Raw genomic sequence first — 26,084 nt, forward strand, 5'->3', positions numbered from 1 at the left:
GTGTGCCGATTACCCGCCGCTCACGTGGAGGTCGATGCACTCAGTGGCACATGCAGCGCGAGCGTAACAGTTTCGCCCTCAGGTGCGTCGCTTTGCTCGAAACTGCCGCCGTGTGCTTCCGCGACGCGCTTACACAGCGCGAACACCCACGCGATCCGTTTGGCCTCGCGCGGTTCACGCGCCTGTTTGAGGGCAAAAGCTTCAAGCACATGGGGCACCGAAGCATCCTCCAGTGCGGCGGCGCTCTGATTGAAAGCGACCGTGGCGTACCACCGGGAGGCGTCCGCGCGCGCGGCCAGCGTGACTGCGGCACCCTTTGGGCTCGCTTCGACGGCAAACGTGAGCATCACCCACAGCGCGGCGGCGAGACGCTCGCGGTCGCCGTTGAGCTGCTCGGTAGCGAGTTGCGACTCGACCGTGAGCTCGACGCCACGCGCTCGAGCCAACCCCGAGCGGACTTCCTCCACGGTTTCATCGAGTAGCGGATGCAGCGGAAACGGCGCCAAAGCAAGTGCCAGTGATCGGGTCTCAGCGCGCGTGGCATCGACAATCGTCTCCAGCAGCTTCACCTGCTGGTCCACGCCATTACGAATTCCGGTGACGGCGCGCTGCGAATTGGGATCGTTTGCATCGAGCTTGCGCTCGAGCACGTACGCCCAGCTATGGATGGCGTTCAGCGGACCGCGCAGGTCGTGTGACACAAGCGACAGCACGTGATCGCGCATGAACAGCGCAGTCTCCGCGCGCAGACGCGCGGTGCGTTCGGAGACGACGAGGCCGGAAGAAGCCGGCTTGGCGCCGGTGGTCCCGGTGGAAGACGTTGTCACGATCGAGCCCTCTCAGGCAGTACATGGAATATTGAACGAAACCCCATTATAGGCATGCCGTCCTGGGCAACCAGCTTGGCCGGACGGCTAACGTGGACGCAAACCGCATGCCACCTGCCAATCCTCGGCGATACGACCTCAACACGCCTACAATGTCGGTTTTACGTTTTTGACCTAAGGAGCGACATATGTCGACTGTGACTACCGAATCCGGCCTGAAATATGAAGACATCGTTGAAGGCACCGGCGCCGAAGCGGTTGCCGGCAAAACCGTCAGCGTGCACTACACGGGCTGGCTGACCGACGGTCAGAAGTTCGACTCGAGCAAGGACCGCAACGACCCGTTCGCGTTCGTGCTGGGCGGCGGCATGGTCATCAAGGGCTGGGATGAAGGCGTGCAAGGCATGAAGGTCGGCGGCACGCGCAAGCTGACGATTCCGCCGCAACTCGGCTACGGCGTACGTGGCGCGGGCGGCGTGATTCCGCCGAATGCCACGCTCGTGTTCGAAGTCGAACTGCTCGACGTCTAAGTTTTCACTGTTTTGTAATTGCGCCATTAAGCCAATGGGTCACGCCGCCATCACCGCACCTAGCGTTTCGCTGCGCCGTTACGGCACGGTCGAAGCGTCGGACGTGCACGATTTTCACCAGGTCGTGCTCGGGCTCGACGGCGCGATGGTGATGGCGGTAGACGGCGTCGCGCAACAGATCGACGCCGGTTCCGCCTGGCTTATTCCGGCCGGCGCGCGGCACGACTACGCGGGCATCGGCGAGAACCGGCAATTGGTGCTGGATCTGCCGGCCGCCTCGCTGGCCGTGCCGGAGCGTCTGTTCGACCGCGCGCGGGCGGTCACAGTGGATGCCTCGCTCACGCAGCTCGTGCATCGGATTGCGGGGCACGCCACAGGCGGCGCTCAGACCAACGATCTGGACGCCCGGCGTTTTCAATGGGATGCAGCCGCACGATTGGGCGCTGCGTTGGTGGCCGATACCGGCACCATGGCCGGAGCGCAGGCATACGGCGCCGGCCTCGACTTCGCGCGCATCGACCGCTGGCTGCGCGCCCATCTCTCGGAACCGCTGCGTATCGCCGACCTTGCCGCGCATTGCGGCTTCGGCATGCGGCGCTTCCATCAGCTTTTTATCGAAGCCTTCGGCGAAACGCCGCATCGCTATTTGCAGCGTCTGCGGCTCGATACGTCACTGGGTTTGCTGTCCGATCCACGCTTGTCGCTGAGCGATATCACGCTGGAAATCGGCTTTGGCGATCAGAGCGCCTACACCCACGCATTCACGCGGCGCTTCGGGCTGGCGCCCGGTCAATGGCGCTCGCTGCGTCATTGATGATTGCGCTTGGGTGATCCGCGAGCCACCTGAAAAAGGCGGCTCGCATTTCTTGCTACCGCTGCTTGCTACCGCTGCCCCGCACGCTGAGCGATTAACCCGCCAGACCGCGTTCCAGATCGCCGCGGATATCGCCGGCGTTTTCCAGACCTACTGCAAGACGGATCAGACCTTCGCTGATCCCCGCCGCGGCACGCGCTTCCGGCGTTACGCGACCGTGCGTGGTCGTTGCCGGATGCGTGATGGTGGTACGCGTGTCGCCGAGATTGCCGGTGATCGAGCAGATCTTCGTGCTGTCGATCACGCGCCAGGCATTCGCGCGCATCTGCTCAGGCGTATCGCCCTTCAATTCGAACGACAGAATTGCGCCGCCCGACTTTTGCTGACGCATGGCCAGCGCGTGCTGCGGGTGCGACTCGAGCCCCGGATAGAACACCCGGTTCACGGCGGGATGCGTTTCCAGCCAGCGCGCGATTTCGAGCGCATTCGCCGACTGCTTGTCGACCCGCAGCGACAGCGTTTCCATGCCCTTGAGCAGCACCCATGCATTGAATGCGGACAGAGTCGGCCCGGCACTCCGCACGAACGGAAACACCTTTTCCATGATGAACTTCTTCGAGCCCACCAGCGCGCCGCCGAGCACACGCCCCTGGCCATCAAGGAACTTGGTGGCCGAATGCATGACGACATCGGCGCCTAATTTCAACGGCTGCTGCAATGCCGGGCTGCAGAAACAATTGTCGACCACGAAAACCGCATTGGCCGCCTTCGCGATCTTGCTGATTGCTTCGATGTCCGCGACTTCGGTCAGCGGGTTCGACGGCGTTTCGAGGAAGAACATCTTCGTTTCCGGGCGCACGGCGTTTCTCCATGCATCCAGATTAGTCGGATCGACAAAGGTTGTCGTGATACCGAACTTGCTGAAGATCTGCGAGAACATGCCGAGCGTTGAGCCGAACAGCGCCTGCGAGCTGACCAGATGGTCGCCGGCCTGCAGCGTGGACATCACCACCGACATGATCGCCGCCATCCCCGAAGCCGTGGCCATGCACGCTTCACCACCTTCGAGCGCGGCCAGACGGTCCTGGAACATCGAGACCGTCGGGTTCGTGAAGCGCGAGTAGGTGTAGTTGTCTTCGGAATTCTTGAATTTTTCGGCGGCGTCCGCGGCACTCGCGAAGACGAAGCTCGACGTCAGGAAAATCGCTTCCGAATGTTCGTTGAAGTCGCTGCGCGCTGTGCCCGAGCGGATCGCCAGCGTGTCGAAGTTCAGGGAGTCGTCCATGTTAGTTCTGGTTTCCAATGTTCCATGGCTGGGTTCAGCGTCTGCCGCTCGCGTTAAACGAGTTCAACAACGCCAAACGGCAGCAACAAAAAAGCCCGCTTTTGCGTCGGCATAAGCGGGCTTCATGTGCGGGGAAAGCTGGAGCGGAGGCGGATGATTGCGGCTTTTCCACCATTCGCTTTAGCTGTTTTGGGTTGCCCCGCGTCCGCAAGCTGAGATCAAATCGACGCAAGCCGTCATGCTAACACGCTCGCGGCGTGGCGTGCAGCGAGCCACACCGTAAGCGTTATCACTCAACCGACCGACAATTGCAGATGCAGTTGCGAACGCGACGGGCCGCCCTCGGCCGCTTCGCTTGCGGCGTCGCGATCCGATTGCGAGGACGGCGCGAGACGCGCGGTTTCGATGCGGTCGAGGTACTCGGTCGTGACATCGCCGGTCACGTAATTGCCGTCGAAGCACGAGGCCTCGAATTCCTTCAGCGCCGGGTTGATATCGCGCACTGCCTGCTTCAGGGCGTCGACGTCCTGATAAACGAGGTAGTCCGCGCCGATCATGCGCGCGACTTCGTCGTCCGTGCGGCCATGTGCGACGAGTTCGCCGCGCGTGGGCATGTCGATACCGTAGACGTTCGGGTACTTCACCGGCGGCGCCGCCGAAGCGAAGATCACCTTGTTCGCGCCGGCATCGCGCGCCATCTGCACGATTTCGTGCGAGGTGGTGCCACGCACGATCGAATCGTCGACGATCAGCACGTTCTTGCCCTTGAACTCGATGCCCATGGCGTTGAGCTTCTGGCGCACCGACTTCTTGCGCATCGCCTGGCCCGGCATGATGAAGGTGCGGCCCACGTAGCGGTTCTTGAAGAAGCCTTCGCGGTACTCGACGCCCAGCTTCTTGGCGACCTGCATCGCGGCCGGACGGGACGAATCGGGAATCGGCATCACCACGTCGATCGCGACGTCGGGCAATTCACGCTTGATCTTCTCGGCGAGGTAGTCGCCCATGCGCAAACGCACGTTGTAGACCGGCACACCGTCGAGCACCGAGTCCGGACGCGCGAGGTACACGAGTTCGAAAATGCACGGGTTCAGGCTCGGATTCGTCGCGCACTGCTGCGAGTGCAGGTTGCCCTCGAGGTCGATGAAAATGGCTTCACCCGGCGCAATATCACGCACGAATTCGAAACCGATACCTTCGATCGCGACCGATTCCGACGCCAGGATCCACTCGACGCCTTCCGGCGTTTCCTGCTTGCCGAGGCACAGCGGGCGAATCCCGAACGGGTCGCGGAAGCCGAGCAGGCCGTAGCCGGCAATCAGCGACACGATCGCGTACGAACCCCGCACCCGGCGATGCACGCCCGACACGGCCTTGAACAGCGCGGCCGGATCGAGTTGCAGGCTCGAACTGGAAAGCTGCAATTCGTGCGCGAGCACGTTGAGCATCACTTCCGTATCGGAGTTGGTGTTGATATGGCGGCGATCGATGCGGAACATCTCATCTTTCAGCTGCTGCCAGTTGGTCAGATTGCCGTTGTGCGCGAGGATGATGCCGAACGGCGCGTTCACGTAGAACGGCTGGGCTTCTTCTTCGCTCGATGCAGAACCGGCGGTCGGGTAACGGACCTGGCCGATCCCGGTGGTGCCGGGCAGGCTGCGCATGTTGCGCGTGCGGAACACGTCGCGCACCATGCCGTTGGCCTTGTGCATGTGGAAATTGCTGCCGTTCGCGGTTGCGATGCCGGCGGCGTCCTGACCGCGGTGCTGCAGAAGCAGCAGGCTGTCATAGATCAGCTGATTGACCGGAGAATGGGAAACTACGCCTACGATGCCGCACATGGCATGTCCTTCAAAGGTACGAAATTCGTAACGGCGGCCGGTGCCTGCAATGCTGCGCGTGGGTACGCGACGGTGCGTACAGGCAACCGGATTGCGCCGGAGTCCTGCAAGCTTCCCGTGGCCACCCGCCTGATCGTCACACGTGGACGTAGGCAGCGAGCGTCTCGGGAAGCAGCGGTTTCATTATGTGCACGCCCTCGACCGCATAGGGCCGAAGCAAGGCGTTGCGCCAGAATTCCTGTTGGGGCAGTTCGGTCAAGCCTGCCAGGGCGACCAGAATCAGCACCAGAATGACCCCGCGCACGAGGCCGAACATCAAACCGAGCGAGCGGTCCACGCCACTCAAGCCGGTTGCCTGCACAATGCGGCTCAGCAACGCGTTCAGCACGCTTGCCACCAGCACCACGCCGATCACCACCAGCGCGAACGCCAGAAGCCACTGGGTCAGCGCGCCCCCCGGCCACGTGGCAGGGATAAACGGCACGACGTACCCGACGAAGCGGCACGCAATGAAAAACGCCGCGATCCAGCCGATCAGCCCAAATATCTCGGACAAAAACCCGCGCCAGGTGCCGCGCAAGGCTGACAAACCGATCACCGCCATTACAGCGTAGTCGAAGGCGGTGAACATCGCTCGCTTACTGTGCGGCGCCGCTGTTCGCGCCCGACGTCAGGCCGGCCTCGCGAACCTTCGCAATCGCAGCGGAAGCCGCTGCACGATCGGCGAACGGACCGGCGCGCAATAGCGTGAGTGTCGAGCCGTCGGCCTGTTTCCGATGTTCGGTATATGCGGGCACGCCGGCCGCTTTCAACTTGGCGGCCCAGCTACGCGCGTTAGCGTCGTTCGCAAACGCGCCGAGCTGGACGGCAAAACGGCTGCCTGGCGGCGAGGCCGGCGTGCCGGAATTGGCGTCGGCGCTTGCGGCGGCGGTATTCGTGCTGTCCGCGCCCGGTGCTGGCGCGTTCGCCACGCTTTGCACGGCGGGCGTGTTGGTCGATTTAGCCGGCTTGGCGGGCGCCGCGTTGGCGGCGACGGCCGGTGCCTGCGTTTTCGCAGCCGGCTTGGCGGCAGGCGCGGCGCTGGTAGCTGCGCTCTGCTGTTTCGCCGCGCCGGACTGGCCTTGCGTGGCTGCCGTTGTCGGCGCCAGGCTGGAAGCGGCAAGTGCCGTATCAGGCGCCGGGTTGTCCGGGGCTACGCCGGCCTGCGTATCTTCGTCGGTCTTGGCGACCTTCGGCGCAGGACGGCTTGGAATGTCGATGGAGATGTCGTCCGTAACGGGCTTCGGATGCGAGTCCAGCACCATCGGCAGGATTACCACCGCCGCGACGACCAGTGCGATCGCGCCGACGAGCCTGCGCCGCGCACGCTGCTTTTCCGGCAACGTGGGGTCGAGCAGCATCGCATCGGCATCCACGGCGCGCTCCGTGCGGCGGGTTCGCCGCTCCACGCGCTCGCCACGAGCGGCCCGAGTGGAACTGGTATTTGCGCCGCGCCGGGTGGGCGCGTCGTCTTTCTTGCCGAACGAGAAAATTCCCATGAATCGCTTGGTTCGAGCCTGGCGCCCGTTCAGTGTTGCTGCGATTTACGGTAGGCCATAACGCCTGCTACCGTATAGAAACTGCCGAAAACCACGATTCTATCATTCTCTGACGCTCGTTTTAGCGCGTCTTGGAATGCCTCCGCCGGTGTTGCGTAGCGCGTCACGCTGCTGTCGTTGCCGTCGCTCGCGCCCTGCTCGCGCAAAGCCGCTTCGAGTTCTTCCGCCGAAGCCGCACGCGGGGTCGGCAAATCGGTCACGCACCAGTGGTCGATTTCGCCTTTCAGATGTGTCAGTACGCCGGCAATGTCCTTATCGCGCATCGCGCCGAACACGGCGTAGGTGTACGGAAAAAAGCCCATATTGCCGAGGTTCTGCGCCAAAACCGCCGCAGCGTGAGGATTGTGGCCCACGTCGAGCACCACGGCGGGTTTGCCGGGCAGGACCTGGAAGCGCCCCGGCAATTCGACGTTGGCGAGGCCGAGCCGGATGTCCTGCGCCGACACCGGCAAACGGTCGCGCAGCGCTTCAAGAGCGGCCAGCGCAGCCGATGTGTTGATTAGCTGATTCGCGCCGCGCAACGCCGGGTAGGCGAGCGCCGAACGGCGCATAGTCGGTCCTACGTAGCTCCATTGCTGGCGTTCGCTGCCCGCCTGCCCTTCGTAGCGGAAATCGCGGCCAAATAGCCACAGTTCGGCGCCAATCTTCTCGGCATGATCGATCAGGGTTTGCGGCGGCACCGGATCGGCGCAGATCGCCGGCTTGCCCGGACGGAAAATACCGGCTTTTTCGAAGGCGATCTTCTCGCGCGTGTCGCCGAGATATTCGGTGTGGTCGATATCGATGCTGGTAACGATCGCGCAATCCGCGTCGAGGATATTGACCGCGTCGAGGCGGCCACCCAGGCCGACTTCGAAAATGACCGCATCCAATCCACGCGAGGCAAACAGACTCATGATCGCCAGCGTCGTGAATTCGAAGTAGGTCAGCGTGACCGGTTCGGCGAGGCTCAGGCGTGCGGCTTCGACGGCTTCGAAATGCGGCAGCAGGTCTGCGTCGCTCGCCATTTCACCATTCACGCGCGCCCGCTCGTTGAATGACAGCAAATGCGGCGACGTGTGGCAGCCGACCGTGAAACCCGCGCGCAGCAAAATCGATTCGAGAATCGCGCAGGTCGAGCCCTTGCCGTTGGTGCCGCCGACCGTGATGATCGGGCACTCAAACGACAACTTCATCGCGTCGCGTACCTGCGTGATACGGCCCAATCCCATGTCGATGCCGACAGGATGCGCGGATTCAAGGTGCGTGAGCCACGCGTCGAGGGTGGGGAATGTGGTCATCGAGTGAATCTGTGCTGCGTTGCGAGACCGTGATTATCCCGGAAATGACAACGCGCCGCTTGATGACTCTCGCGGCGCGCTATTTTTTTACTGCTTTTCCGACGGCAGCCGCGCCTGAAAGCACACGGCGCGGCATTGATGCGAAGGTTACGCGACCGCGTCAGCCGGCTGATGGCTCAACAGCGCCATCAATTGCGCGATTTCTTCGCGCAGCTTGCGACGGTCGACGATCATGTCGACCGCGCCCTTCGTCAGCAGGAACTCGGCACGCTGGAAGCCTTCCGGCAGCTTTTCGCGCACCGTTTGCTCGATCACGCGCGGGCCGGCGAAGCCGATCAGCGCCTTCGGCTCGGCAATCACCACGTCGCCCAGGAACGCGAAACTCGCCGACACGCCGCCCATGGTCGGATCGGTCAGCACGGAAATGAACGGCAGCTTGGCTTCGGCGAGCTTGGTCAGCATCGCCGTGGTCTTCGCCATTTGCATCAGCGAAAGCAGGCTTTCCTGCATCCGCGCGCCGCCCGAAGCGGTGAAGCAGATAAACGGCACTTTCTGTTCAAGCGCGTTCTGGGCGCCGCGCACGAAGCGCTCGCCAACTACCGAACCCATCGAGCCGCCCATAAACGAGAACTCGAAGCATGCGACCACCACCGGCAGGGTGTGGATGGCACCGCCCATCACGACCATCGCATCGGTCTCGTCGGTGTCGTCCATCGCCTCTTTCAGGCGGTCCGGGTACTTGCGGCTATCTTTGAACTTGAGCGCGTCGACCGGCACGATTTCCTGGCCGATTTCGTAACGGCCTTCCGGATCGAGCAGGCCGTCGAGCCGCTCACGCGCGCCGATGCGCATGTGATGGTCGCACTTCGGGCAAACGTGCAGATTGGCCTCGACGTCGTTGCGGTACAGCACGGCTTCGCACGACGGGCACTTGATCCACAGGCCCTCCGGAATCCCCTTGCGGCTCTTCGGGTCGGTTTGTTTGATTTTCGGCGGCAGCAGTTTATCGAGCCAGCTCATATTGAATCCTTCTGGGGTCAGCGGTTGCGCGAACGGCGGGACGAACCCGCCGTTCACACTACAGACGACAAAAATAACTGTTATCGGGCAGTCGCGACGCTGTCGATCGCCTCGCGCACTTCGGCGACGAAGCGCGTGAGTGTCTCGGCGGCAGCTTCAGGGGCCGCTTGTTCGAGCAACTGCACGATACGGCTGCCGATCACGACGGCATCGGACACTTCGGCCACCAGACGCGCTGTTTGCGCGTCACGGATGCCGAAACCGACGCCCACCGGCAGGGGGACGCGCGACTTGATGGCCGGGATTTTACTCGCGATGCTGGAAACGTCCAGATTTGCCGCGCCGGTCACGCCCTTCAACGACACATAATAGACGTAACCACTGGCAATTTTGCCGACTTCCGCGATGCGCTCGTCCGTGGACGTGGGCGCAAGCAAAAAGATCGGATCGATGCCAGCAGATCGCATCTGTTCAGCGAAGTTAACGCATTCTTCAGGTGGGTAATCGACAACTAGCACGCCATCCACCCCGGCTTCTTTCGCCGCCCTGGCGAAGACCTCGGCTCCCATGCGTTCGATCGGATTGGCGTAGCCCATCAGCACCACCGGCGTCTTGTCGTCGGTTTCGCGGAAGCGCTTCACGTCGGCCAGTACGTGGCGCAGCGACACGCCATGCGCCAGCGCGCGTTCGGACGACTGCTGGATCACCGGCCCGTCGGCCATCGGGTCGGAAAACGGCACGCCAAGTTCGATCACATCGGCGCCGCCGGCAGCGAGCGCATGCATGAATTCGACCGTGCGAGCCGGATCCGGATCACCGGCCGTCATGAACGGAATCAGGCCTTTCTTACCCTGGGCGGACAACGCAGCAAACGTGTTCTTAATACGGGACATGGAATATTCTCGGATTTTTAAGCTACTGCGCGCTTATTGCGCCTCGGTTTGCCGCTCGGCCTTGGCCGCATTCTTGCGGGTTTTGCGGGCGGCAGTGGGCGCCGACGCGGCCGCGCTAACGCGTTCGCGCGCTATTGCGCAGTAACTTTCATTGATCTCATAGCCGACGAATTCGCGCTGCTGCCGGGTGCAAGCGACTGCGGTGGTGCCGCTGCCCATGAACGGGTCGAGCACGCGCCCGCCCTTCGGACAACTTGCCAGCACCATCCGCTCGACAATTTCCAGAGGCTTCTGGGTCGGGTGATCGACGCGCTCGGCATGTTGCCGATGCAGCCGCGATACCGACCAGACATCCTTGGGATTATAGCCAAGCTCCAGCCACTTGCTGCCTTCGAACAATTTACGCGAACGCGCCTTCTTCGTGACGGCATCGTACGGGATGCGGACGGGATCGAGATCGAAAAAGTAATCTTTCGACACCGCGAAAAAGCCGATGTTGTCGTGCACCGAGGTGAAACGGCGCACCGTTCCGCCCATGCTCGGCACACGCCGGTCCCAGATGATTTCGTTGATCATCGTGAGTTTTGTCTTCAGGAAGCTGAAGATTTCCGGCGCGTACTGCCATGTGCAGAAAATATAGAGCGAACCCGACGGCTTGAGCTTCGGAATAGCCAGCTCGAGCCAGCCACGCGTCCAGGCGAGAAAATCCTCGCCGGAACGCATGTCGGAGTCGTTGCCATAGTCCTTGCCGAGCCCATAAGGCGGATCGCACAGGATCAGGTCGATCGACCCGTCAGGAATGTTCGACACATCGGACAAAAAATCGCGGTTCAACAGCCGGATACCGGCGGGCACCTGCGGCAACAAGGGTGCAGGCGCCTCGGCCGCCACGACCTCGGCGACCGGGGTCGTGGTTTCAAGTGCCGGTTGCGGCTCGTCGAACTCGTCGCGCATCGTCGCGGCGCTCAGAACTGAATGCCCGATCGCTCAGCGACCGTGTGCATGTCCTTGTCGCCACGGCCCGACAGATTGACCAGAAGGACCTTGTCCTTCGGCAGGGTCGGCGCGAGCTTCGCGGCATAGGCCAGCGCGTGGCTGGATTCCAATGCCGGAATAATGCCTTCGATGCGGCAGCAATCGTGGAATCCCTTAAGCGCTTCTTCGTCGGTGATGCTGACATATTGCGCGCGCTTGCTGTCTTTTAGCCATGCATGCTCAGGACCGACGCCCGGATAATCCAGACCGGCCGAGATCGAATGCGTCTCGATGATCTGCCCGTTCTCGTCTTGCAGAAGATAAGTGCGATTGCCATGCAGCACACCCGGACTGCCGCCGATCAGCGAAGACGCGTGCCGGCCGGTTTCGATCCCGTCGCCCGCCGGCTCAACGCCAATCAGCTGCACCAAAGTGTCGTCAATGTACGGGTAAAAGATACCCATTGCATTCGAACCACCGCCAACGCACGCAATCACGGCATCCGGCTGACGGCCCACCAATTCGGGCATCTGCACTTTGCACTCATCGCCGATCACGCGCTGGAAGTCGCGCACCATCATCGGATACGGGTGCGGTCCCGCCACTGTGCCGATGATGTAGAAGGTGTTTTCGACGTTGGTCACCCAGTCGCGCATCGCTTCATTGAGCGCATCCTTCAGCGTGCGCGAGCCTGACTGCACGGGAACGACGGTCGCGCCGAGCAGCTTCATCCGGTACACGTTGGCGGCCTGGCGGCGCACGTCCTCCTCGCCCATGTAGACCACGCATTCCATGCCGAAGCGCGCCGCGATGGTCGCGGTCGCTACGCCGTGCTGGCCCGCGCCGGTTTCCGCGATCACGCGCGGTTTGCCCATGCGCTTTGCGAGCAGCGCCTGGCCGATCACGTTATTGATCTTGTGCGCGCCGGTGTGATTCAGGTCTTCACGCTTAAGGAAGATCTGCGCGCCGCCGAGCATTTCGCTCCAGCGCTGTGCGTGATAAATCGGGGACGGACGACCCACGAAATGCTTCAGTTCGCGCTGGTATTCGGCGACGAATTCCGGGTCTTTCTGATATTTCTCGTATGCGGCACGCAACTCGTTGAGTGCATGAACCAGCGTTTCGGCGACGAACACGCCGCCATATGGGCCGAAATGGCCTCTTTCGTCAGGCAAGTTATACATGGTGATCACTCTTCTCAGTGTGGCGCGCGATTGTCATGGGAGAAACCGCGCCGCCTGAATCATTCAGCGTCCGCTGCGCGCACTGCGCGTACGAACGCCGCCATCCGGGCGTGATCTTTCACGCCCTTGGCGCCCGGTACTTCGATGCCGCTCGAGACATCGACTGCGTACGGGCGCACGCGATGGATCGCATCACTGACGTTTTGCGCGTTCAACCCACCACTCAAAACGGCCCGACGCGCGAGCTCTGCTGGAATAAGTGACCAATCGAAAACCTTCCCGCCGCCGCCATAGCCTTCGACATGGGTGTCGAACAGAAGGCCATTGGCTGCTGAATAGTTAAGCGCTGATTTTACCAAATCTGCCGGTTGAGTATCCGCCGCAACTCGCAAAGCACGCAACCAAGGCAAACCCGCAAGACTGGCGAGCGATTCGCATTGCGCCACGGTTTCGTCGCCGTGGAACTGCAGCAGCGTGAGCCCGACGTTGCTGACGACTTCGCGAATCCAGTCCTGCGTCGGGTTCACGAACAAGCCGACTACCGACACGAACGGCGGCACATCGTGCACCAGTTCGACGGCCTGCGCGACGCTCACCGAGCGCGCGCTCGGCGGATAAAACACGAGGCCGATCGCGTCGGCGCCGAGGTCGATCGCGTACGCCACGTCTTCCTGCTTCGACAGGCCGCACAGCTTGATACGCGTGCGATGCGGCGCGGCGTGTTGCGATGCGCCCGCGCGAGCTTCGGCCGCCAGGTTTTCGGTTGATTTCATGGTTTCGCTTGCTCGGTCCATACGGTATTCCAGGGCACGCTGCCGGTCTGCGGCGCGGGCACGGCGAATTGCTCAGGATAGCCCACCTGCGCCAGATACAGGCCGTCAGGCATGAAAGTCGGCGCGGCACAATCGCGATCGCGGCTGACGAGCACCTCCGCCATCCATTCGGCCGGATGGCGTCCCCGGCCGATGTCGACGAGACAACCCATCAGGTTGCGCACCATATGATGCAGGAACGCGTTTGCCCGGAAGCGGAAATGAACGAAGTCGCCCTGTTGCAGGATGTCGATCTGATACAGATGCTTGACCGGCGTCTTCGCCTGACATTGCGACGAACGAAACGCCGAAAAATCGTGCTCGCCGATCAGGTGAGCGGTGGCAGCCCGCATGGCCTCGACGTCGAGCGGCGTGTGCACCCAGCCGGCCCGCGTGGCCTGCATCGGCGAACGGAACGGATGGACGTACAGAACGTAGTAATAAGTGCGCTCGAACGCCGAAAAGCGCGCGTGGAACTCATCCGGCATAGGCTTGGCCCATTGCACGGCGATCGTCTTCGGTAGAAACGCGTTGGTGCCGCGAATCCACGAAAAATCCGTGCGATCGAGTTCCGTGTCGAAGTGCACCACCTGGCCCAAGCCGTGCACGCCGGTATCCGTGCGACCGGCTACAACGGTTTGCACGGGCGTTTGTGCGAACTCGCGCAACGCCCGTTCGAGCTCGTCCTGCACGGTTTTGCCGTGCGGCTGCGACTGCCAGCCGCAGAATGCCGAACCGTCGTACTGGACGCCTAGCGCAATACGCTTCACGACAACGGCGCAAGCGTCGAGAGCAGCGCGCGGGCCTCGGTGCGCGTGGCCGGATCGTTCGCTTCGATCACTTCGTTGATGAGCACGCGCGCGCCGGACAGATCGCCGAGGTCGATATATTCGGCAGCCAGATCGAGCTTGTTACGGGCGATGCGGGTGAGATCGGCTGATGTGAAAACGGGCAAGGGCTGAGCCGGACTCGGCGGCAACTCAAGGTCGAAATCGAGCTTCAACGCACCGAAGCCGACCGCGCCCAGGCCCGCGACGGCGGCATGGCCCGCAGTGCCCGCGGAGATTTCATCGGCGGCGTGCGGGGCGTCGTCCGGATCGTGCGGCGCCACAGCTTGCTGTGCGGTGCTTTCCGGCGATGCGACCGGCTGGGTCGCCAGCGATTCGGGCGTGCTCAACGCTGCGTCGGGCAATTCGATGCGCGGCGGCAATGGCATGTCGAGACTGCTAAACGCATCGACGGCGTCACGCGGGAACTCGGCCGGCACAGACAGCGCGTGCGGAACTTGCGCGACCGGCGCCGGCTCGGCATGGGACGCTTCATGAGGCGTCGCGGTTTCGGCTGGCTGAGTGGGCTGCGGTTGCGTCTCGACAAGCGGATTGCCGAATGGCGAAGTCGTATGCGGCTCGACCTGCTGCTGCGTGAAATCGATGACCGGAGCCGGCGTGCCAAGCGGGTGCGGCGAATCAGCAGGCACGTCGTTCTTCGGCTCTGCCTGCGGCACGCTTGATGCCGGTTCGTCATCCCATTGCAGACGGTGCGGAGGCACCTCTTCCGGGAAGGTGTCGTTGACCGGTTCAAGCGGCGTACGCGGCAATGCGTCAGCGCCGAGTTCCGCCGCGGCAGCGAGGCTCGCAGCCGTGGTCGCGCCGTCGAGGTTTTCGTGATGAGCGGCGGGAAGCAGTTCGACCGTCGGACCGCCTTGGGCAGCCGACGTGAGCTCCGGATTCCGTTGCTCGCCTGGTTCGATGGGGGTAGGCGCCGGGTGGCTTTCCTGCAACACGTGTTGGGGCGCGTTGGGATCTTGCGCAGGCAAGTCGGTGTGCAGTTGGCGGCCAACGGCCTCATGTTCCGCTGCAGCTTGTTCTGCGGCTTCACGTTCCGCTGTTGCACGCGTCTGATCCGCACGGACAGTTGCGGCTTGTTCCGCCCTTTCCCGCTCCGCTGCCTCACGCTCCGCCGCCGCGCGAATTTCCGCTGCGCGCTCCGCTGCCACGCGTTCTGCCGTTTCCCGCGCCGCTGCGTCACCTTCCGCGGCCTCCCGGTCAGCCTGCGTCAGCGTTACTGCGTATCCTTCCGCCGCTTCGCCGCCTGCGTCCGACGCTTCGGGCACCGGGGTCGGCTCATGCGTCGAACCGGCTTCATGTAACTCTGCCGCTCGCGCGGCAGCGGCCGCCGCATCGGCTGCCAGCGTACCCTCAGTCGCGGCAACAGCGACACGCTTACGCCGACGCATGCGGAAAGCCGCCAGCAGTACGACCAAAGCCGCACCGATTGCCGCCGCTATGCTCAAATTCGTCTGCGAGATGCCGATGTCATTCGACGTGGAAGTCGGCACGGCGCCATTGCTGGAAACCGCAGCCGCAGACGAAGCGCCTGTGGCCGGCTGCACCGCGTTCGTCGAAGGCTTGACCGGCGCGGCAGGCGAACCGCCGATACCATGTTTTTGCAACTCCATCAGCACGCGGTTTTTCAGCGCGAGCAATTGCTGCAGGCTGGACACCTGCGCGCGCGGTTGCGACGCCGACTGCGCGGCGGCCGTTGCCGGAGCGGCTGCTGTGGCCGCCGACGCGCCTTCGGCCGCCTCGCTGGCAGAAGGCTGGATCGCACCCGACCAGACATGGGCGCCGCTGCCCGGCAACGCGGCCGCAGCCTGTGAGCCCGCTGCCGGCGCTGCCGGAACCGTCCCCGCCGCTGTCGAGCTGCCCGGCGCAACCGGACCGGCTCCAACCGTCGAGCTGCCCGCTTCTGAAACCGCCGCTGTGGCTGGTGCTGCCGCGCGAGCCGCCGCACTTGCCGCGCTTGCAGCAGCGGCGTTGACCTGTGCCACGCTGCTCGCGGCGCCGACCACCGCACCGGCCGCCGCTGCGTTCGGCACGGAAGCCGACGTCACCGGCGCAGCCGATGGTGCGGCAGACGCAGACCCCGCCACCGGCGCGGAAGCGGCCAGCGCGCCCGATGCATCCAGTGCCGGAATCGTCAGCAGCGCGCCGACGCGCATCCGGCTCGGGTCGTGACTCATGAAGGCATTCGGATTCGCATCGAACAGCGCGCGCGAAGCACGTGCGAGCGTCCCCTTGTCGCGCGATTGCGTGACGGCGATCGCCACGTCGTTCAGCGACTGCCCGGGCCGCACCGTATATTGACTCCCGGCGGCATAAGACATGGAGGCGCCCTCCGGCGCGCTTGCGGCGTCACCGGGCGCGGCCATCGCGCTATTCATGCCGGCACCGGCCAATGCAAGCGCCAAAGCGGCTGCGGCCGTCAGTCGGCCGGTACCTTGATGCATAAACATAGCCCGAAGGGAGGAGAATCGAAGGTTCATCGGGACCCCTGGCGCGTCAGCGCGCAGCCCTTTTTTGCGGTTGGAAAGAGACAAGATAATCGGAGCACAATGAAAAAAGCGCCGCGCAAGCGCGACGCTTCTTGAGTTTTCTACGCGTCGTGAGCGCGTAGTTTACTTTACTTGTCGAGCACAATGCGAAGCATGCGACGCAGCGGTTCCGCAGCGCCCCACAGCAGCTGATCGCCGACCGTGAAGGCCGACAGATATTCGCCGCCCATCGCCAATTTGCGCACCCGGCCAACCGGCACGGTCAAGGTGCCTGTGACTACCGCCGGGGACAGATCGCGCATCGACGCTTCACGTTCGTTCGGCACGACCTTGACCCAATCGTTGCCCGACGCGAGGATGCTGTTCACTTCGTCCAGCGGCACGTCCTTGTTCAGCTTGATGGTCAGCGCCTGCGAGTGGCAGCGCATTGCGCCGATCCGCACGCACAGGCCATCCACCGGGATCGAACCCGGCGTGCCCATGGCCGGCTTGCCGAGGATCTTGTTGGTTTCCGCGCCGCCCTTCCATTCTTCTTTCGACATGCCGTTGCCGAGATCCTTGTCGATCCACGGAATCAGCGAGCCGGCGAGCGGCACGCCGAAGTTGTCGGTCGGCATGCGGTCGCTATTCATGGCGTTCAGCACGCGGCGGTCGATGTCGAGAATCGCCGACGACGGATCAGCTAGGTCTTCCTTGGCCGCACCGTACAGCGTGCCCATTTGTTGCAGCAGTTCGCGCATGTTTTGCGCGCCCGCGCCTGAAGCGGCCTGATACGTCATGGCCGTCATCCAGTCGACGAGGTTTTCGCGGAACAGGCCGCCCAGCGCCATCAGCATCAGGCTGACCGTGCAGTTGCCGCCGATGAAATTCTTCTGGCCCTTGACCAGCGCGTTCTTGATCACGTCGAGGTTGACCGGATCGAGAATGATGACTGCGTCGTCCTTCATGCGCAGCGACGAAGCCGCGTCGATCCAGTAGCCGTTCCAGCCCGCTGCGCGCAGCTTCGGGAACACCTCATTCGTGTAATCGCCGCCCTGGCAGGAGATGATCGCTTCGCACTTCTTCAGGTCTTCGATGCTTGTCGCATCTTTGAGCTTGGTCTCGTTTTTGGCGAACGACGGCGCGTTGCCGCCCGCGTTGCTGGTGCTGAAAAACACCGGTTCGATCAAGTCGAAATCGCCTTCCTGTTGCATACGTTGCATCAGGACGCTGCCGACCATACCGCGCCAACCTACGAGACCTACGTTCATGACTTCATACCCTTCGAATGGAAACTTCCCCGCATCTTTGCCCGCAGTGACCGCGCGGGGAAGATGAGCGGGCACGACGGACGATCAGCGTTTCGTGATCGTTTTCGGGGTAATCGTTTTTGTGGTGGTAATGGCGAGCTCAACCGCACGGGCCGTTTTGCCGTGCAGTTTCGAAATCGAGGAGATTTGAGCTAGGTGCGCCATCGCTACAATATACACGAAAACCGGAATCTGGCGACGCGATTGTCTGCCGCTATCGTCCGTATTACGCGCGAATCGGCCTGTTTTGAGGCCGATTCGCGTTTTAAAGGCCGCTTTGACGATCGTCTAGCGATCCGACGGCCACCTGCCTTTTACCGCTTTACAGCGCCGCGACAACCGCATCGCCCATGGCGACGGTGCCGACTTGCTTACAGCCCGGCGTGAGAATGTCGCCCGTGCGGAAGCCCTGCTCCAGCACTTTCTTCACCGCGTTTTCGATGCGATCCGCCTGCTCCGCCTTGTTCAGCGAGTAACGCAGCATCATCGCCGCCGACAGGATCGTGGCCAGCGGATTGGCCACGCCCTTGCCGGCGATATCCGGTGCGGAACCATGCGACGGCTCGTACAAGCCCTTGTTGTTCTTGTCGAGCGAGGCCGACGGCAGCATGCCGATCGAACCCGTCAGCATGGCGGCTTCGTCGGAGAGAATGTCGCCGAACATGTTGCCGGTCACGACCACGTCAAACGCCTTCGGCGCCTTGACCAATTGCATCGCGGCATTGTCGACGTACATGTGCGACAACTCGACGTCCGCGTATTCCTTCGAAACATCGATCATCACGTCACGCCAGAACTGCGACGTTTCGAGCACATTGGCCTTGTCCACGCTCGTCAGCCGTTTCTGACGCTTTTGCGCCGCCTGAAACGCCACGTGCGCGATGCGACGTACTTCGGGTTCCGAATAACGCATCGTGTCGAAGCCTTCTTTCGCGCCTTCGAACAGCCCGTCCGGCGACGAACGCACGCCACGCGGCGCGCCAAAGTAAATGTCGCCATTCAGTTCGCGCACGATCAGGATGTCGAGACCCGAAACGATTTCTTCCTTCAACGACGAAGCGCCCGTCAGTTGCGGATAGCAGATTGCCGGACGGAAGTTCGCGAACAAATGCAGGTGCTTGCGCAGACCGAGAATGGCCTGCTCCGGGCGCAGCGCGCGTTCGAGCGAGTCGTACTTCCAGTCGCCAACGGCGCCGAACAGGATCGCATCGGCTTCTTTCGCCAGGGCCAGCGTCGAATCGGGCAGCGGGTGGCCCTTGGCTTCGTATCCTGCGCCGCCAACCGGCGCTTCTTCGAGTTCGAACTTTTCGCCGAGCACGTTCAGGACCTTGAGGGCCTCCTTGACGATTTCGGGACCGATGCCGTCGCCCGGCAAGACTGCGATCTTCATGCGAGTTTCCTTGATGATTTTTCTGTTTACCCGACGATGCGGTGATTCAGCCACGGCTGCTTCGCGATCCGCTCGGCTTCGAACTGGCGAATCTTGTCGGCGTGACGCAGCGTGAGGCCGATATCGTCGAAGCCGTTCAGCAGGCAGTACTTGCGGAAGCCCGCGACTTCGAACGGATACGCGGCGTTGCCATCCGTTGTGCGTACGACTTGCGCGTCCAGGTCGATAGTCAACTGGAAGCCATTGAATGCGTACGTTTCGTTGAACAGGTGATCGACTTGCTGCTCGGTCAGCACGATCGGCAGCAGCCCGTTCTTGAAACAGTTGTTGTAGAAAATATCGGCGAAGCTCGGCGCAATGATCGCGCGGAAGCCGTATTGCTGCAGCGCCCACGGCGCATGCTCACGCGAACTGCCGCAACCGAAGTTCTTGCGTGCCAACAGCACCGACGCGCCCTGATAGCGCGGCTGATTCAGCACGAAATCCGGATTCAGCGGACGCTTCGAATTGTCCTGACCCGGCTCGCCGTGGTCGAGGTAGCGCCATTCGTCGAACGCGTTCGGGCCGAAGCCCGTGCGCTTGATCGACTTCAGGAATTGCTTCGGAATGATCGCGTCCGTGTCGACGTTCTCGCGATCGAGCGGCGCCACGACGCCGGTATGTACGATGAATTTATCCATGACGCTTGCGCCTGTTTCAAGACCGGGCGATGCGCGTGGCGGCTGGAAAGCCGCTCGCCGCATTGCCGGCAAAAATCAAAAACCGCTTATTTGTCAGCGTGATTGCTGATCGAATTGCCGAGGTGCGACATGTCCTCGCCGAATCCGTGCACCGTGTTGCAACCGGCCAGACCGAGCAATAGCCCGGCTAGCGTACCGAGTGCGAAGCGGCGCAATAGAGTGGTGCGATTCATGTTCTTCATCATGCGTGTTTATCCAAGCTTGCGAATATCGACGAAATGCCCTTCGATAGCCGCAGCGGCAGCCATCGCGGGGCTCACGAGGTGGGTACGGCCACCGGCGCCCTGACGACCTTCGAAATTACGATTCGACGTGGATGCGCAACGCTCGCCCGGATCCAGCCGGTCGGCGTTCATCGCGAGACACATCGAGCAACCGGGCTCACGCCATTCGAAACCGGCATCGGTAAAGACCTTGTCGAGGCCTTCGCGTTCCGCTTGCGCCTTCACCAGACCCGAACCCGGCACGACCATGGCCAGACGGATATTCGGCGCAACGCGGCGGCCGAGCTTCTTTACGACGTAGGCCGCGGCGCGAATGTCTTCAATGCGCGCGTTGGTGCACGACCCAATGAAGATTTTATCCGGCTTGATGGATTCGATCGGCGCATTCGGTTCGAGCGCCATGTACTTCAGCGCGCGCTCCATGGCGTCGCGCTTGACCGGGTCTTTTTCGCGTTCCGGGTCCGGCACACGGCCGTCCACGGCGGTGACCATTTCCGGCGACGTGCCCCACGTAACTTGCGGCACGATCTCCGCGGCGTTCAGTTCGACCACGCGATCGAATTGCGCGCCATTGTCCGACTTGAACTGCTTCCAGTACTCGACCGCGTGATCCCACTCGCCGCCTGCCGGCGAGAACGGACGGCCCTTCAGGTATTCGATCGTGGTGTCGTCCACGGCGACCATGCCGGCGCGCGCGCCTGCTTCGATCGCCATGTTGCAGACCGTCATGCGGCCTTCCATGGACAGCGCGCGAATCGTCGAACCGCCGAATTCGATTGCGTAGCCCGTACCGCCTGCCGTGCCGATCTTCCCGATGATCGCGAGCACGATGTCTTTCGCGGTACAACCGCGCGGTAACGGACCTTCGACCTTCACCAGCATGTTCTTGCTCTTCTTCTGCAAGAGCGTTTGCGTGGCCAGCACATGCTCGACTTCCGAGGTGCCAATGCCGTGCGCCAGCGCGCCGAACGCGCCGTGCGTGGACGTGTGCGAGTCGCCGCAGACGATGGTCATGCCCGGCAGCGTAGCGCCCTGCTCCGGCCCGATGATATGCACGATGCCCTGGCGCAGATCGTTCATCTTGAACTGCGTGATGCCGTAGGCGTCGCAGTTCGTGTCGAGCGTATCGACTTGCAGCTTGGAGACCGGATCGGCAATGCCGTGGCTGCGATCCGTGGTGGGGACGTTGTGATCCGACACCGCCAGGTTCGCGCTGATACGCCACACCGGGCGCTCAGCCAGTTTCAGGCCTTCGAACGCCTGAGGGCTGGTCACTTCGTGCAGCAGGTGACGGTCGATATAAAGAATCGTCGTACCGTCTTCTTCCGTGTGGACCACGTGTGTGTTCCACAATTTGTCGTAGAGAGTCTGTGCCATGGTATGCGGGGTAGTAATGACTGCGGGCTGACTGTGTCGGTCGATTATGCCACGCAGAACCTCGCTTAGGGCCCATGAATCATGCAAAAAACCGATAAAAAACAGGGAGTTGGGTGGTAGTGACGATACCTGTATGGGTGTTACCCGGCAAGGGATTGCATGGTGTGCGCGATGCAACGCCAGCCATGCTCAGGCGTTACCGCAACTTGGCGCTTCGTGCGCCAGGAGACACAGCCAGACGCGCTCCCAGCCTCAGCGATTGAAATCGAACCCCATTTGCCACACGCAGTTGCATGTATCCAAAACAAAACGCCCCAACGGTCAACCCGTTGGGGCGTTTTTCATTCATCCAGCCGCACGCATTTCATGGCCCTTTGGGCGATAAAACGCGCCGCAAAGACTACCGCTTAGCGTTGCGCGATCGGCTTCGCTTCGCGCTGCGTGTCGCCGATGAACAGTTGACGCGGACGGCCAATCTTCTGCTCCGGATCAGCGATCATTTCGTTCCACTGTGCAATCCAGCCGACCGTACGTGCCATCGCGAAGATACACGTGAACATCGAGGTCGGGATGCCCAGCGCGCGTTGCACGATGCCCGAGTAGAAGTCGACGTTCGGGTACAGCTTGCGCGACACGAAGTATTCGTCTTCCAGTGCGATCTTTTCCAGAGCCATGGCCAGCTTGAACAGCGGGTCGTCGTGCAGACCCAGTTCTTCCAGCACTTCGTGGCAGGTTTCGCGCATCAGCTTCGCACGCGGATCGTAGTTCTTGTAGACGCGGTGACCGAAGCCCATGAGCTTCACGCCCGAGTTCTTGTCCTTCACCTGCTTGATGAACTCAGGAATGTTATCGACCGAGCCGATTTCTTCCAGCATGTTCAGTGCGGCTTCGTTCGCACCGCCGTGCGCCGGGCCCCACAGACAGGCGATACCCGCTGCGATACATGCGAACGGATTCGCGCCCGACGAGCCGGCCAGACGAACCGTCGAGGTCGACGCATTCTGTTCGTGGTCAGCGTGCAGGATCAGGATACGGTCGAGCGCGCGCACCAGCACGTCGTTGACCTTGTACTCTTCGCACGGGTTCGAGAACATCATGTGCATGAAGTTCGCGCTGTACGACAGGTCGTTCTTCGGGTACGCAAACGGCTGGCCGATGCTGTACTTGTACGCCATCGCGACCAGCGTGGGCAGCTTCGCGATCATGCGAATGGCCGACACTTCACGGTGACGCGGATTGTTGATGTCGAGCGAGTCGTGATAGAACGCCGACAGGGCGCCGACTGCCGCGACCAGAATCGCCATCGGGTGTGCGTCGCGACGGAAACCGCGGAAGAAGAAGTGCATCTGCTCGTGCACCATCGTGTGCTTCGTGACGGTGTTGACGAACTCGTCCTTCTGCTGAACGTTCGGCAATTCGCCTTTCAGCAGCAGGTAGCAGGTTTCCAGGAAGTCGGCGTTTTGCGCAAGGTTGTCGATCGGGTAGCCGCGGTACAGCAGCTCGCCCTTGTCGCCGTCGATGTAAGTGATCGCGGAGTTGCACGCCGCCGTCGACATGAAGCCCGGGTCGTACGTGAACTTGCCGGTCTGGCCGTACAGTTTGCGGATGTCGATCACGTCCGGGCCGAGAGTGCCCTTGTAAATCGGCATTTCAACGCTCGGCGAATTGTCGCTGAACGATAGCGTGGCTTTAACATCTGACGGGGTCATAGCACATCCTCAATCGAAGTATGGAAACAGGGTTTCGATAATTTGCACGCCTGGGAACAACGGACAAGCGGTGCTCAAGGCGTTAGCGGCGCTCAAGCATTCCGCAACAGCTCCAGCACCCGGACCAGATCCGGGTCGGCAAGCTCGCCTTCCGGTTCCTTGCGAGCAAGCAGCAAGTCCATCAGGTCGTTATCGCTCAGCTCAAGCAGGCGCGTGAGAGCGCCCACATCGGCATCGCTGAGGTCATGCTCATATCGGCTGAAAAAACGTTCAAAAATCAGATCGTTTTCCAGCAGGCCCCGCCGCGCACGCCAGCGAAGGCGCGCGCGGCGGAGAGGGTCGGACTGATGCGATGTTTCTGTGTTCATGTCTGTACGCGCCGGGCCGCCCCCAAGCGTACTGACCGCCCCCTCGGGGGGCAGCGAACGATAGGGAGCGTGGGGCTGTTCATATCAAACTGCGCGGCGAACCATCAATTCCTTGATCTTGCCAATTGCCTTGGTCGGGTTCAGGCCCTTCGGGCAAACGTCGACGCAATTCATGATGGTGTGGCAACGGAACAGACGGTACGGATCTTCCAGGTTATCCAGACGCTCACCCGTTGCTTCGTCGCGGCTGTCCGCGATGAAACGATAGGCTTGCAACAGGCCAGCCGGGCCGACGAACTTATCCGGATTCCACCAGAAGCTCGGGCACGAGGTCGAGCAGCTAGCACACAGAATACATTCGTACAGGCCGTCGAGCTCGTCGCGTTCTTCCGGCGACTGCAGACGTTCCTTTTCCGGCGGCGGCGTATCGTTGATCAGGTACGGCTTGATCGAGTGATACTGGTTAAAGAACTGCGTGAAGTCGCAGATCAGGTCGCGCACGACCGGCAGGCCCGGCAGCGGACGCAGCACGATCTTTTGCGGCAGATCGTTCATGTTCTGCAAGCAGGCCAGACCGTTCTTGCCGTTGATGTTCATTGCGTCCGAACCGCACACGCCTTCGCGGCACGAACGGCGGAACGACAAGGTTTCGTCCATCGCCTTCAGCTTGAGCAGCGCGTCGAGCAGCATGCGTTCGTGCGAGTCGATTTCGATCTCGTACGTTTGCATGCGCGGTGCTGCGTCCTTATCCGGGTCGTAGCGGTAAATTTCAAATGTACGCTTAGCCATTTTCCTGAATTCCTTTGACTTGTGCCTTAGAAGGTACGCGCTTTCGGCGGCACCGATTCGACGGTCAGCGGTTGCATTTGAACCGGCTTGTAGTCGAGGCGATCGCCTTCGCTGAACCACAGCGTATGACGCAGCCAGTTTTCGTCGTCGCGATGTTCGAAGTCGTTTTGCGCATGCGCACCGCGGCTTTCCTTGCGCGCTTCGGCGGAAACCATTGTGGCGCGTGCCACTTCGATCAGGTTCTCCACTTCCAGCGCTTCAATACGTGCCGTGTTGAACACCTTCGACTTGTCTTTCAGGTAGATGTTATCGACCCGGTCAGCCACTTCGCGGATCCGCTCGACGCCTTCGGCCAGCAGCTTCGACGTGCGGAACACGCCGGCATGTGCTTGCATGGTGGAACGGATGTCAGCCGCGACGGTTTGCGAGTATTCGCCCGACGTAGACTTGTCGAGCTTGTTCAGACGCGCCAGCGAGAATTCGCCCGCGTCGGCCGGCAGCGGCTTGTGCTCCTTGATGTCCTTCACGTGCTTGACGATGTGGTTGCCGGCCGCGCGGCCGAACACCACCAGGTCGAGCAGCGAGTTCGTACCGAGACGGTTTGCGCCGTGCACCGACACGCACGAGCATTCGCCCACTGCGTAGAAACCGTTGACGACTTCCTTGTGATCCCGCGACGTGCCAACGACCTGGCCGTTGATGTTCGTCGGGATACCACCCATTTGATAGTGGATGGTCGGCACAACCGGAATCGGCTCTTTAATACAATCGACGTTCGCGAACTTCATCGCGATTTCGCGGATCGACGGCAGACGCTTCATGATCGTCTCGGCGCCGATGTGCGACAGGTCGAGCAGCACGTGATCCTTGTTCGGACCCACGCCGCGGCCTTCCTTGATTTCCTGGTCCATCGAACGCGAAACGAAGTCGCGCGGCGCCAGATCCTTCAGCGTCGGTGCGTAGCGTTCCATGAAACGCTCGCCGTTCGAGTTACGCAGAATACCGCCTTCACCACGCACACCTTCGGTAATCAGCACGCCCGCGCCGGCCACGCCGGTGGGGTGGAATTGCCAGAATTCCATGTCTTGCAGCGCGATGCCCGAACGCGCCGCCATGCCCAGACCGTCACCGGTATTGATGAACGCGTTCGTGGATGCCGCGAAGATCCGGCCCGCGCCGCCCGTAGCGAACAGCGTGGTCTTGCCTTCGAGGATATAAACGTCGCCGGTTTCCATTTCCAACGCGGTCACGCCCAGCACGTCGCCGTCGGCGTCGCGGATCAGATCCAGCGCCATCCATTCGACGAAGAACTGCGTCTTGGCCGCCACGTTTTGCTGGTACAGCGTATGCAGCAGCGCGTGACCGGTACGGTCAGCGGCCGCGCAAGCGCGTTGCACCGGCTTTTCGCCGTAGTTGGCGGTGTGGCCGCCGAACGGGCGCTGGTAAATCGTGCCGTCAGCGTTGCGGTCGAACGGCATGCCGAAGTGTTCGAGCTCGTACACGGCGTTCGGTGCTTCACGGCACATGAACTCGATCGCGTCCTGGTCGCCGAGCCAGTCGGAACCCTTGATCGTGTCGTAGAAGTGATAGTGCCAATTGTCTTCGCTCATGTTGCCGAGCGATGCGCCGATGCCGCCTTGAGCCGCGACCGTGTGCGAACGCGTCGGGAACACCTTGGACAGCACGCAGACCGACAGACCGGCGCGCGCGAGTTGCAGCGAAGCGCGCATCCCCGAGCCGCCTGCGCCGACGATAACCACGTCAAATTTGCGACGCGGCAGAGAATTCTTGATTGCAGCCATTCT

The 26,084-nt window shown here is 62.0% G+C and carries 24 protein-coding genes; 2 read left to right on the plus strand and 22 right to left on the minus strand.

Annotated features, from left to right (window positions below):
• Nucleotides 1–20: 20 nt before the first annotated feature.
• A complete protein-coding gene (locus GH665_RS37845; RefSeq protein ID WP_153142098.1) occupies nt 21–827 on the minus strand; it encodes a sensor histidine kinase in 807 nt (268 codons plus the stop codon).
• A 188-nt stretch (nt 828–1,015) separates the two neighbouring features.
• On the opposite strand from GH665_RS37845, the gene GH665_RS37850 reads away from it, so the two are divergent.
• A complete protein-coding gene (locus tag GH665_RS37850; RefSeq protein ID WP_006047612.1) occupies nt 1,016–1,357 on the plus strand; it encodes an FKBP-type peptidyl-prolyl cis-trans isomerase in 342 nt (113 codons plus the stop codon).
• 34 nt (nt 1,358–1,391) lie between these two features.
• Nucleotides 1,392–2,171, plus strand: a complete 780-nt coding sequence (locus GH665_RS37855; protein ID WP_153142099.1) for an AraC family transcriptional regulator — start codon at nt 1,392–1,394, stop codon at nt 2,169–2,171.
• A gap of 94 nt (nt 2,172–2,265) precedes the next feature.
• Here the strand turns inward: GH665_RS37855 and GH665_RS37860 are convergent, their stop codons facing one another.
• From GH665_RS37860 to sdhA, 21 genes are all read right to left on the minus strand, one after another.
• Complete coding sequence (locus tag GH665_RS37860; RefSeq protein WP_153142100.1) at nt 2,266–3,456, minus strand: O-succinylhomoserine sulfhydrylase; 1,191 nt, start codon at nt 3,454–3,456, stop codon at nt 2,266–2,268.
• A gap of 293 nt (nt 3,457–3,749) precedes the next feature.
• Complete coding sequence (gene purF / locus GH665_RS37865; protein ID WP_153142101.1) at nt 3,750–5,297, minus strand: amidophosphoribosyltransferase; 1,548 nt, start codon at nt 5,295–5,297, stop codon at nt 3,750–3,752.
• Between the two features lie 136 nt (nt 5,298–5,433).
• Entirely contained in the window at nt 5,434–5,928 is a 495-nt protein-coding gene (locus GH665_RS37870) for a CvpA family protein (RefSeq protein ID WP_028196127.1), read from the minus strand.
• A 7-nt stretch (nt 5,929–5,935) separates the two neighbouring features.
• A complete protein-coding gene (locus GH665_RS37875; RefSeq protein ID WP_153142102.1) occupies nt 5,936–6,835 on the minus strand; it encodes an SPOR domain-containing protein in 900 nt (299 codons plus the stop codon).
• A gap of 29 nt (nt 6,836–6,864) precedes the next feature.
• Nucleotides 6,865–8,175 carry a bifunctional tetrahydrofolate synthase/dihydrofolate synthase gene (folC, locus tag GH665_RS37880; RefSeq protein ID WP_153142103.1) on the minus strand — a complete coding sequence of 437 codons (1,311 nt, stop codon included), beginning with the start codon at nt 8,173–8,175 and terminating at the stop codon, nt 6,865–6,867.
• A 147-nt stretch (nt 8,176–8,322) separates the two neighbouring features.
• Nucleotides 8,323–9,195, minus strand: coding sequence for an acetyl-CoA carboxylase, carboxyltransferase subunit beta (gene accD / locus GH665_RS37885; protein ID WP_153142104.1), 873 nt, complete (start codon nt 9,193–9,195; stop codon nt 8,323–8,325).
• A gap of 80 nt (nt 9,196–9,275) precedes the next feature.
• Nucleotides 9,276–10,088 (minus strand): tryptophan synthase subunit alpha, encoded by an 813-nt coding sequence (gene trpA / locus GH665_RS37890; protein WP_153142105.1) that lies wholly within the window; start codon nt 10,086–10,088, stop codon nt 9,276–9,278.
• 33 nt (nt 10,089–10,121) lie between these two features.
• The gene (locus tag GH665_RS37895; RefSeq protein ID WP_153142106.1) at nt 10,122–11,042 is read right to left on the minus strand and encodes a DNA-methyltransferase; all 921 of its coding nucleotides are present in this window, start codon (nt 11,040–11,042) and stop codon (nt 10,122–10,124) included.
• An 11-nt stretch (nt 11,043–11,053) separates the two neighbouring features.
• Entirely contained in the window at nt 11,054–12,247 is a 1,194-nt protein-coding gene (trpB, locus tag GH665_RS37900; protein ID WP_153142107.1) for a tryptophan synthase subunit beta, read from the minus strand.
• Between the two features lie 59 nt (nt 12,248–12,306).
• Nucleotides 12,307–13,020, minus strand: a complete 714-nt coding sequence (locus tag GH665_RS37905; RefSeq protein WP_153142108.1) for a phosphoribosylanthranilate isomerase — start codon at nt 13,018–13,020, stop codon at nt 12,307–12,309.
• The gene (truA, locus tag GH665_RS37910; protein ID WP_153142109.1) at nt 13,017–13,829 is read right to left on the minus strand and encodes a tRNA pseudouridine(38-40) synthase TruA; all 813 of its coding nucleotides are present in this window, start codon (nt 13,827–13,829) and stop codon (nt 13,017–13,019) included. The genes GH665_RS37905 and truA overlap by 4 nt, the downstream gene beginning before the upstream one ends.
• The gene (locus tag GH665_RS37915; RefSeq protein WP_425496067.1) at nt 13,826–16,354 is read right to left on the minus strand and encodes a motility hub landmark protein FimV; all 2,529 of its coding nucleotides are present in this window, start codon (nt 16,352–16,354) and stop codon (nt 13,826–13,828) included. Before GH665_RS37915 ends, truA begins: the two co-directional genes overlap by 4 nt.
• 167 nt (nt 16,355–16,521) lie before the next feature.
• Nucleotides 16,522–17,643, minus strand: a complete 1,122-nt coding sequence (gene asd / locus GH665_RS37920) for an aspartate-semialdehyde dehydrogenase (RefSeq protein WP_115104877.1) — start codon at nt 17,641–17,643, stop codon at nt 16,522–16,524.
• A gap of 361 nt (nt 17,644–18,004) precedes the next feature.
• Entirely contained in the window at nt 18,005–19,072 is a 1,068-nt protein-coding gene (leuB, locus tag GH665_RS37925) for a 3-isopropylmalate dehydrogenase (protein ID WP_153142111.1), read from the minus strand.
• Between the two features lie 26 nt (nt 19,073–19,098).
• On the minus strand, nt 19,099–19,752 hold the full coding sequence (gene leuD / locus GH665_RS37930) for a 3-isopropylmalate dehydratase small subunit (RefSeq protein ID WP_153142112.1): 654 nt from the start codon (nt 19,750–19,752) through the stop codon (nt 19,099–19,101).
• An 86-nt stretch (nt 19,753–19,838) separates the two neighbouring features.
• The gene (locus GH665_RS37935) at nt 19,839–19,997 is read right to left on the minus strand and encodes an entericidin A/B family lipoprotein (RefSeq protein ID WP_028196115.1); all 159 of its coding nucleotides are present in this window, start codon (nt 19,995–19,997) and stop codon (nt 19,839–19,841) included.
• Nucleotides 19,998–20,003: 6 nt separating this feature from the next.
• Nucleotides 20,004–21,413: a 3-isopropylmalate dehydratase large subunit gene (gene leuC, locus GH665_RS37940; protein WP_153142113.1), complete on the minus strand. Its 1,410-nt coding sequence runs from the start codon at nt 21,411–21,413 to the stop codon at nt 20,004–20,006.
• 407 nt (nt 21,414–21,820) lie between these two features.
• Entirely contained in the window at nt 21,821–23,122 is a 1,302-nt protein-coding gene (gltA, locus tag GH665_RS37945; protein ID WP_153142114.1) for a citrate synthase, read from the minus strand.
• A 92-nt stretch (nt 23,123–23,214) separates the two neighbouring features.
• On the minus strand, nt 23,215–23,490 hold the full coding sequence (locus GH665_RS37950; RefSeq protein ID WP_153142115.1) for an FAD assembly factor SdhE: 276 nt from the start codon (nt 23,488–23,490) through the stop codon (nt 23,215–23,217).
• Nucleotides 23,491–23,574: 84 nt separating this feature from the next.
• Entirely contained in the window at nt 23,575–24,279 is a 705-nt protein-coding gene (locus tag GH665_RS37955) for a succinate dehydrogenase iron-sulfur subunit (protein WP_054034792.1), read from the minus strand.
• Between the two features lie 26 nt (nt 24,280–24,305).
• Nucleotides 24,306–26,081: a succinate dehydrogenase flavoprotein subunit gene (sdhA, locus tag GH665_RS37960; protein WP_153142116.1), complete on the minus strand. Its 1,776-nt coding sequence runs from the start codon at nt 26,079–26,081 to the stop codon at nt 24,306–24,308.
• Nucleotides 26,082–26,084: the final 3 nt, after the last annotated feature.

The organism is Paraburkholderia agricolaris (assembly GCF_009455635.1).
Lineage (GTDB): Bacteria > Pseudomonadota > Gammaproteobacteria > Burkholderiales > Burkholderiaceae > Paraburkholderia > Paraburkholderia agricolaris.

What these genes read in the sequence shown, in the direction of transcription:
- purF (WP_153142101.1), bottom strand. Translation starts at nt 5,297, where the DNA reads ATGTGCGGCATCGTAGGCGTAGTTTCCCATTCTCCGGTCAATCAGCTG.
- GH665_RS37950 (WP_153142115.1), bottom strand. Translation starts at nt 23,490, where the DNA reads ATGAACACAGAAACATCGCATCAGTCCGACCCTCTCCGCCGCGCGCGC.
- sdhA (WP_153142116.1), bottom strand. Translation starts at nt 26,081, where the DNA reads ATGGCTGCAATCAAGAATTCTCTGCCGCGTCGCAAATTTGACGTGGTT.
- GH665_RS37895 (WP_153142106.1), bottom strand. Translation starts at nt 11,042, where the DNA reads ATGCGCGACGAGTTCGACGAGCCGCAACCGGCACTTGAAACCACGACC.
- leuC (WP_153142113.1), bottom strand. Translation starts at nt 21,413, where the DNA reads ATGGCACAGACTCTCTACGACAAATTGTGGAACACACACGTGGTCCAC.
- folC (WP_153142103.1), bottom strand. Translation starts at nt 8,175, where the DNA reads ATGACCACATTCCCCACCCTCGACGCGTGGCTCACGCACCTTGAATCC.
- leuD (WP_153142112.1), bottom strand. Translation starts at nt 19,752, where the DNA reads ATGGATAAATTCATCGTACATACCGGCGTCGTGGCGCCGCTCGATCGC.
- GH665_RS37870 (WP_028196127.1), bottom strand. Translation starts at nt 5,928, where the DNA reads ATGTTCACCGCCTTCGACTACGCTGTAATGGCGGTGATCGGTTTGTCA.
- GH665_RS37875 (WP_153142102.1), bottom strand. Translation starts at nt 6,835, where the DNA reads ATGGGAATTTTCTCGTTCGGCAAGAAAGACGACGCGCCCACCCGGCGC.
- trpB (WP_153142107.1), bottom strand. Translation starts at nt 12,247, where the DNA reads ATGTATAACTTGCCTGACGAAAGAGGCCATTTCGGCCCATATGGCGGC.
- gltA (WP_153142114.1), bottom strand. Translation starts at nt 23,122, where the DNA reads ATGACCCCGTCAGATGTTAAAGCCACGCTATCGTTCAGCGACAATTCG.
- trpA (WP_153142105.1), bottom strand. Translation starts at nt 10,088, where the DNA reads ATGTCCCGTATTAAGAACACGTTTGCTGCGTTGTCCGCCCAGGGTAAG.
- GH665_RS37855 (WP_153142099.1), top strand. Translation starts at nt 1,392, where the DNA reads ATGGGTCACGCCGCCATCACCGCACCTAGCGTTTCGCTGCGCCGTTAC.
- GH665_RS37905 (WP_153142108.1), bottom strand. Translation starts at nt 13,020, where the DNA reads ATGAAATCAACCGAAAACCTGGCGGCCGAAGCTCGCGCGGGCGCATCG.
- leuB (WP_153142111.1), bottom strand. Translation starts at nt 19,072, where the DNA reads ATGAAGATCGCAGTCTTGCCGGGCGACGGCATCGGTCCCGAAATCGTC.
- GH665_RS37850 (WP_006047612.1), top strand. Translation starts at nt 1,016, where the DNA reads ATGTCGACTGTGACTACCGAATCCGGCCTGAAATATGAAGACATCGTT.
- GH665_RS37955 (WP_054034792.1), bottom strand. Translation starts at nt 24,279, where the DNA reads ATGGCTAAGCGTACATTTGAAATTTACCGCTACGACCCGGATAAGGAC.
- GH665_RS37935 (WP_028196115.1), bottom strand. Translation starts at nt 19,997, where the DNA reads ATGATGAAGAACATGAATCGCACCACTCTATTGCGCCGCTTCGCACTC.
- GH665_RS37860 (WP_153142100.1), bottom strand. Translation starts at nt 3,456, where the DNA reads ATGGACGACTCCCTGAACTTCGACACGCTGGCGATCCGCTCGGGCACA.
- accD (WP_153142104.1), bottom strand. Translation starts at nt 9,195, where the DNA reads ATGAGCTGGCTCGATAAACTGCTGCCGCCGAAAATCAAACAAACCGAC.
- GH665_RS37915 (WP_425496067.1), bottom strand. Translation starts at nt 16,354, where the DNA reads ATGTTTATGCATCAAGGTACCGGCCGACTGACGGCCGCAGCCGCTTTG.
- asd (WP_115104877.1), bottom strand. Translation starts at nt 17,643, where the DNA reads ATGAACGTAGGTCTCGTAGGTTGGCGCGGTATGGTCGGCAGCGTCCTG.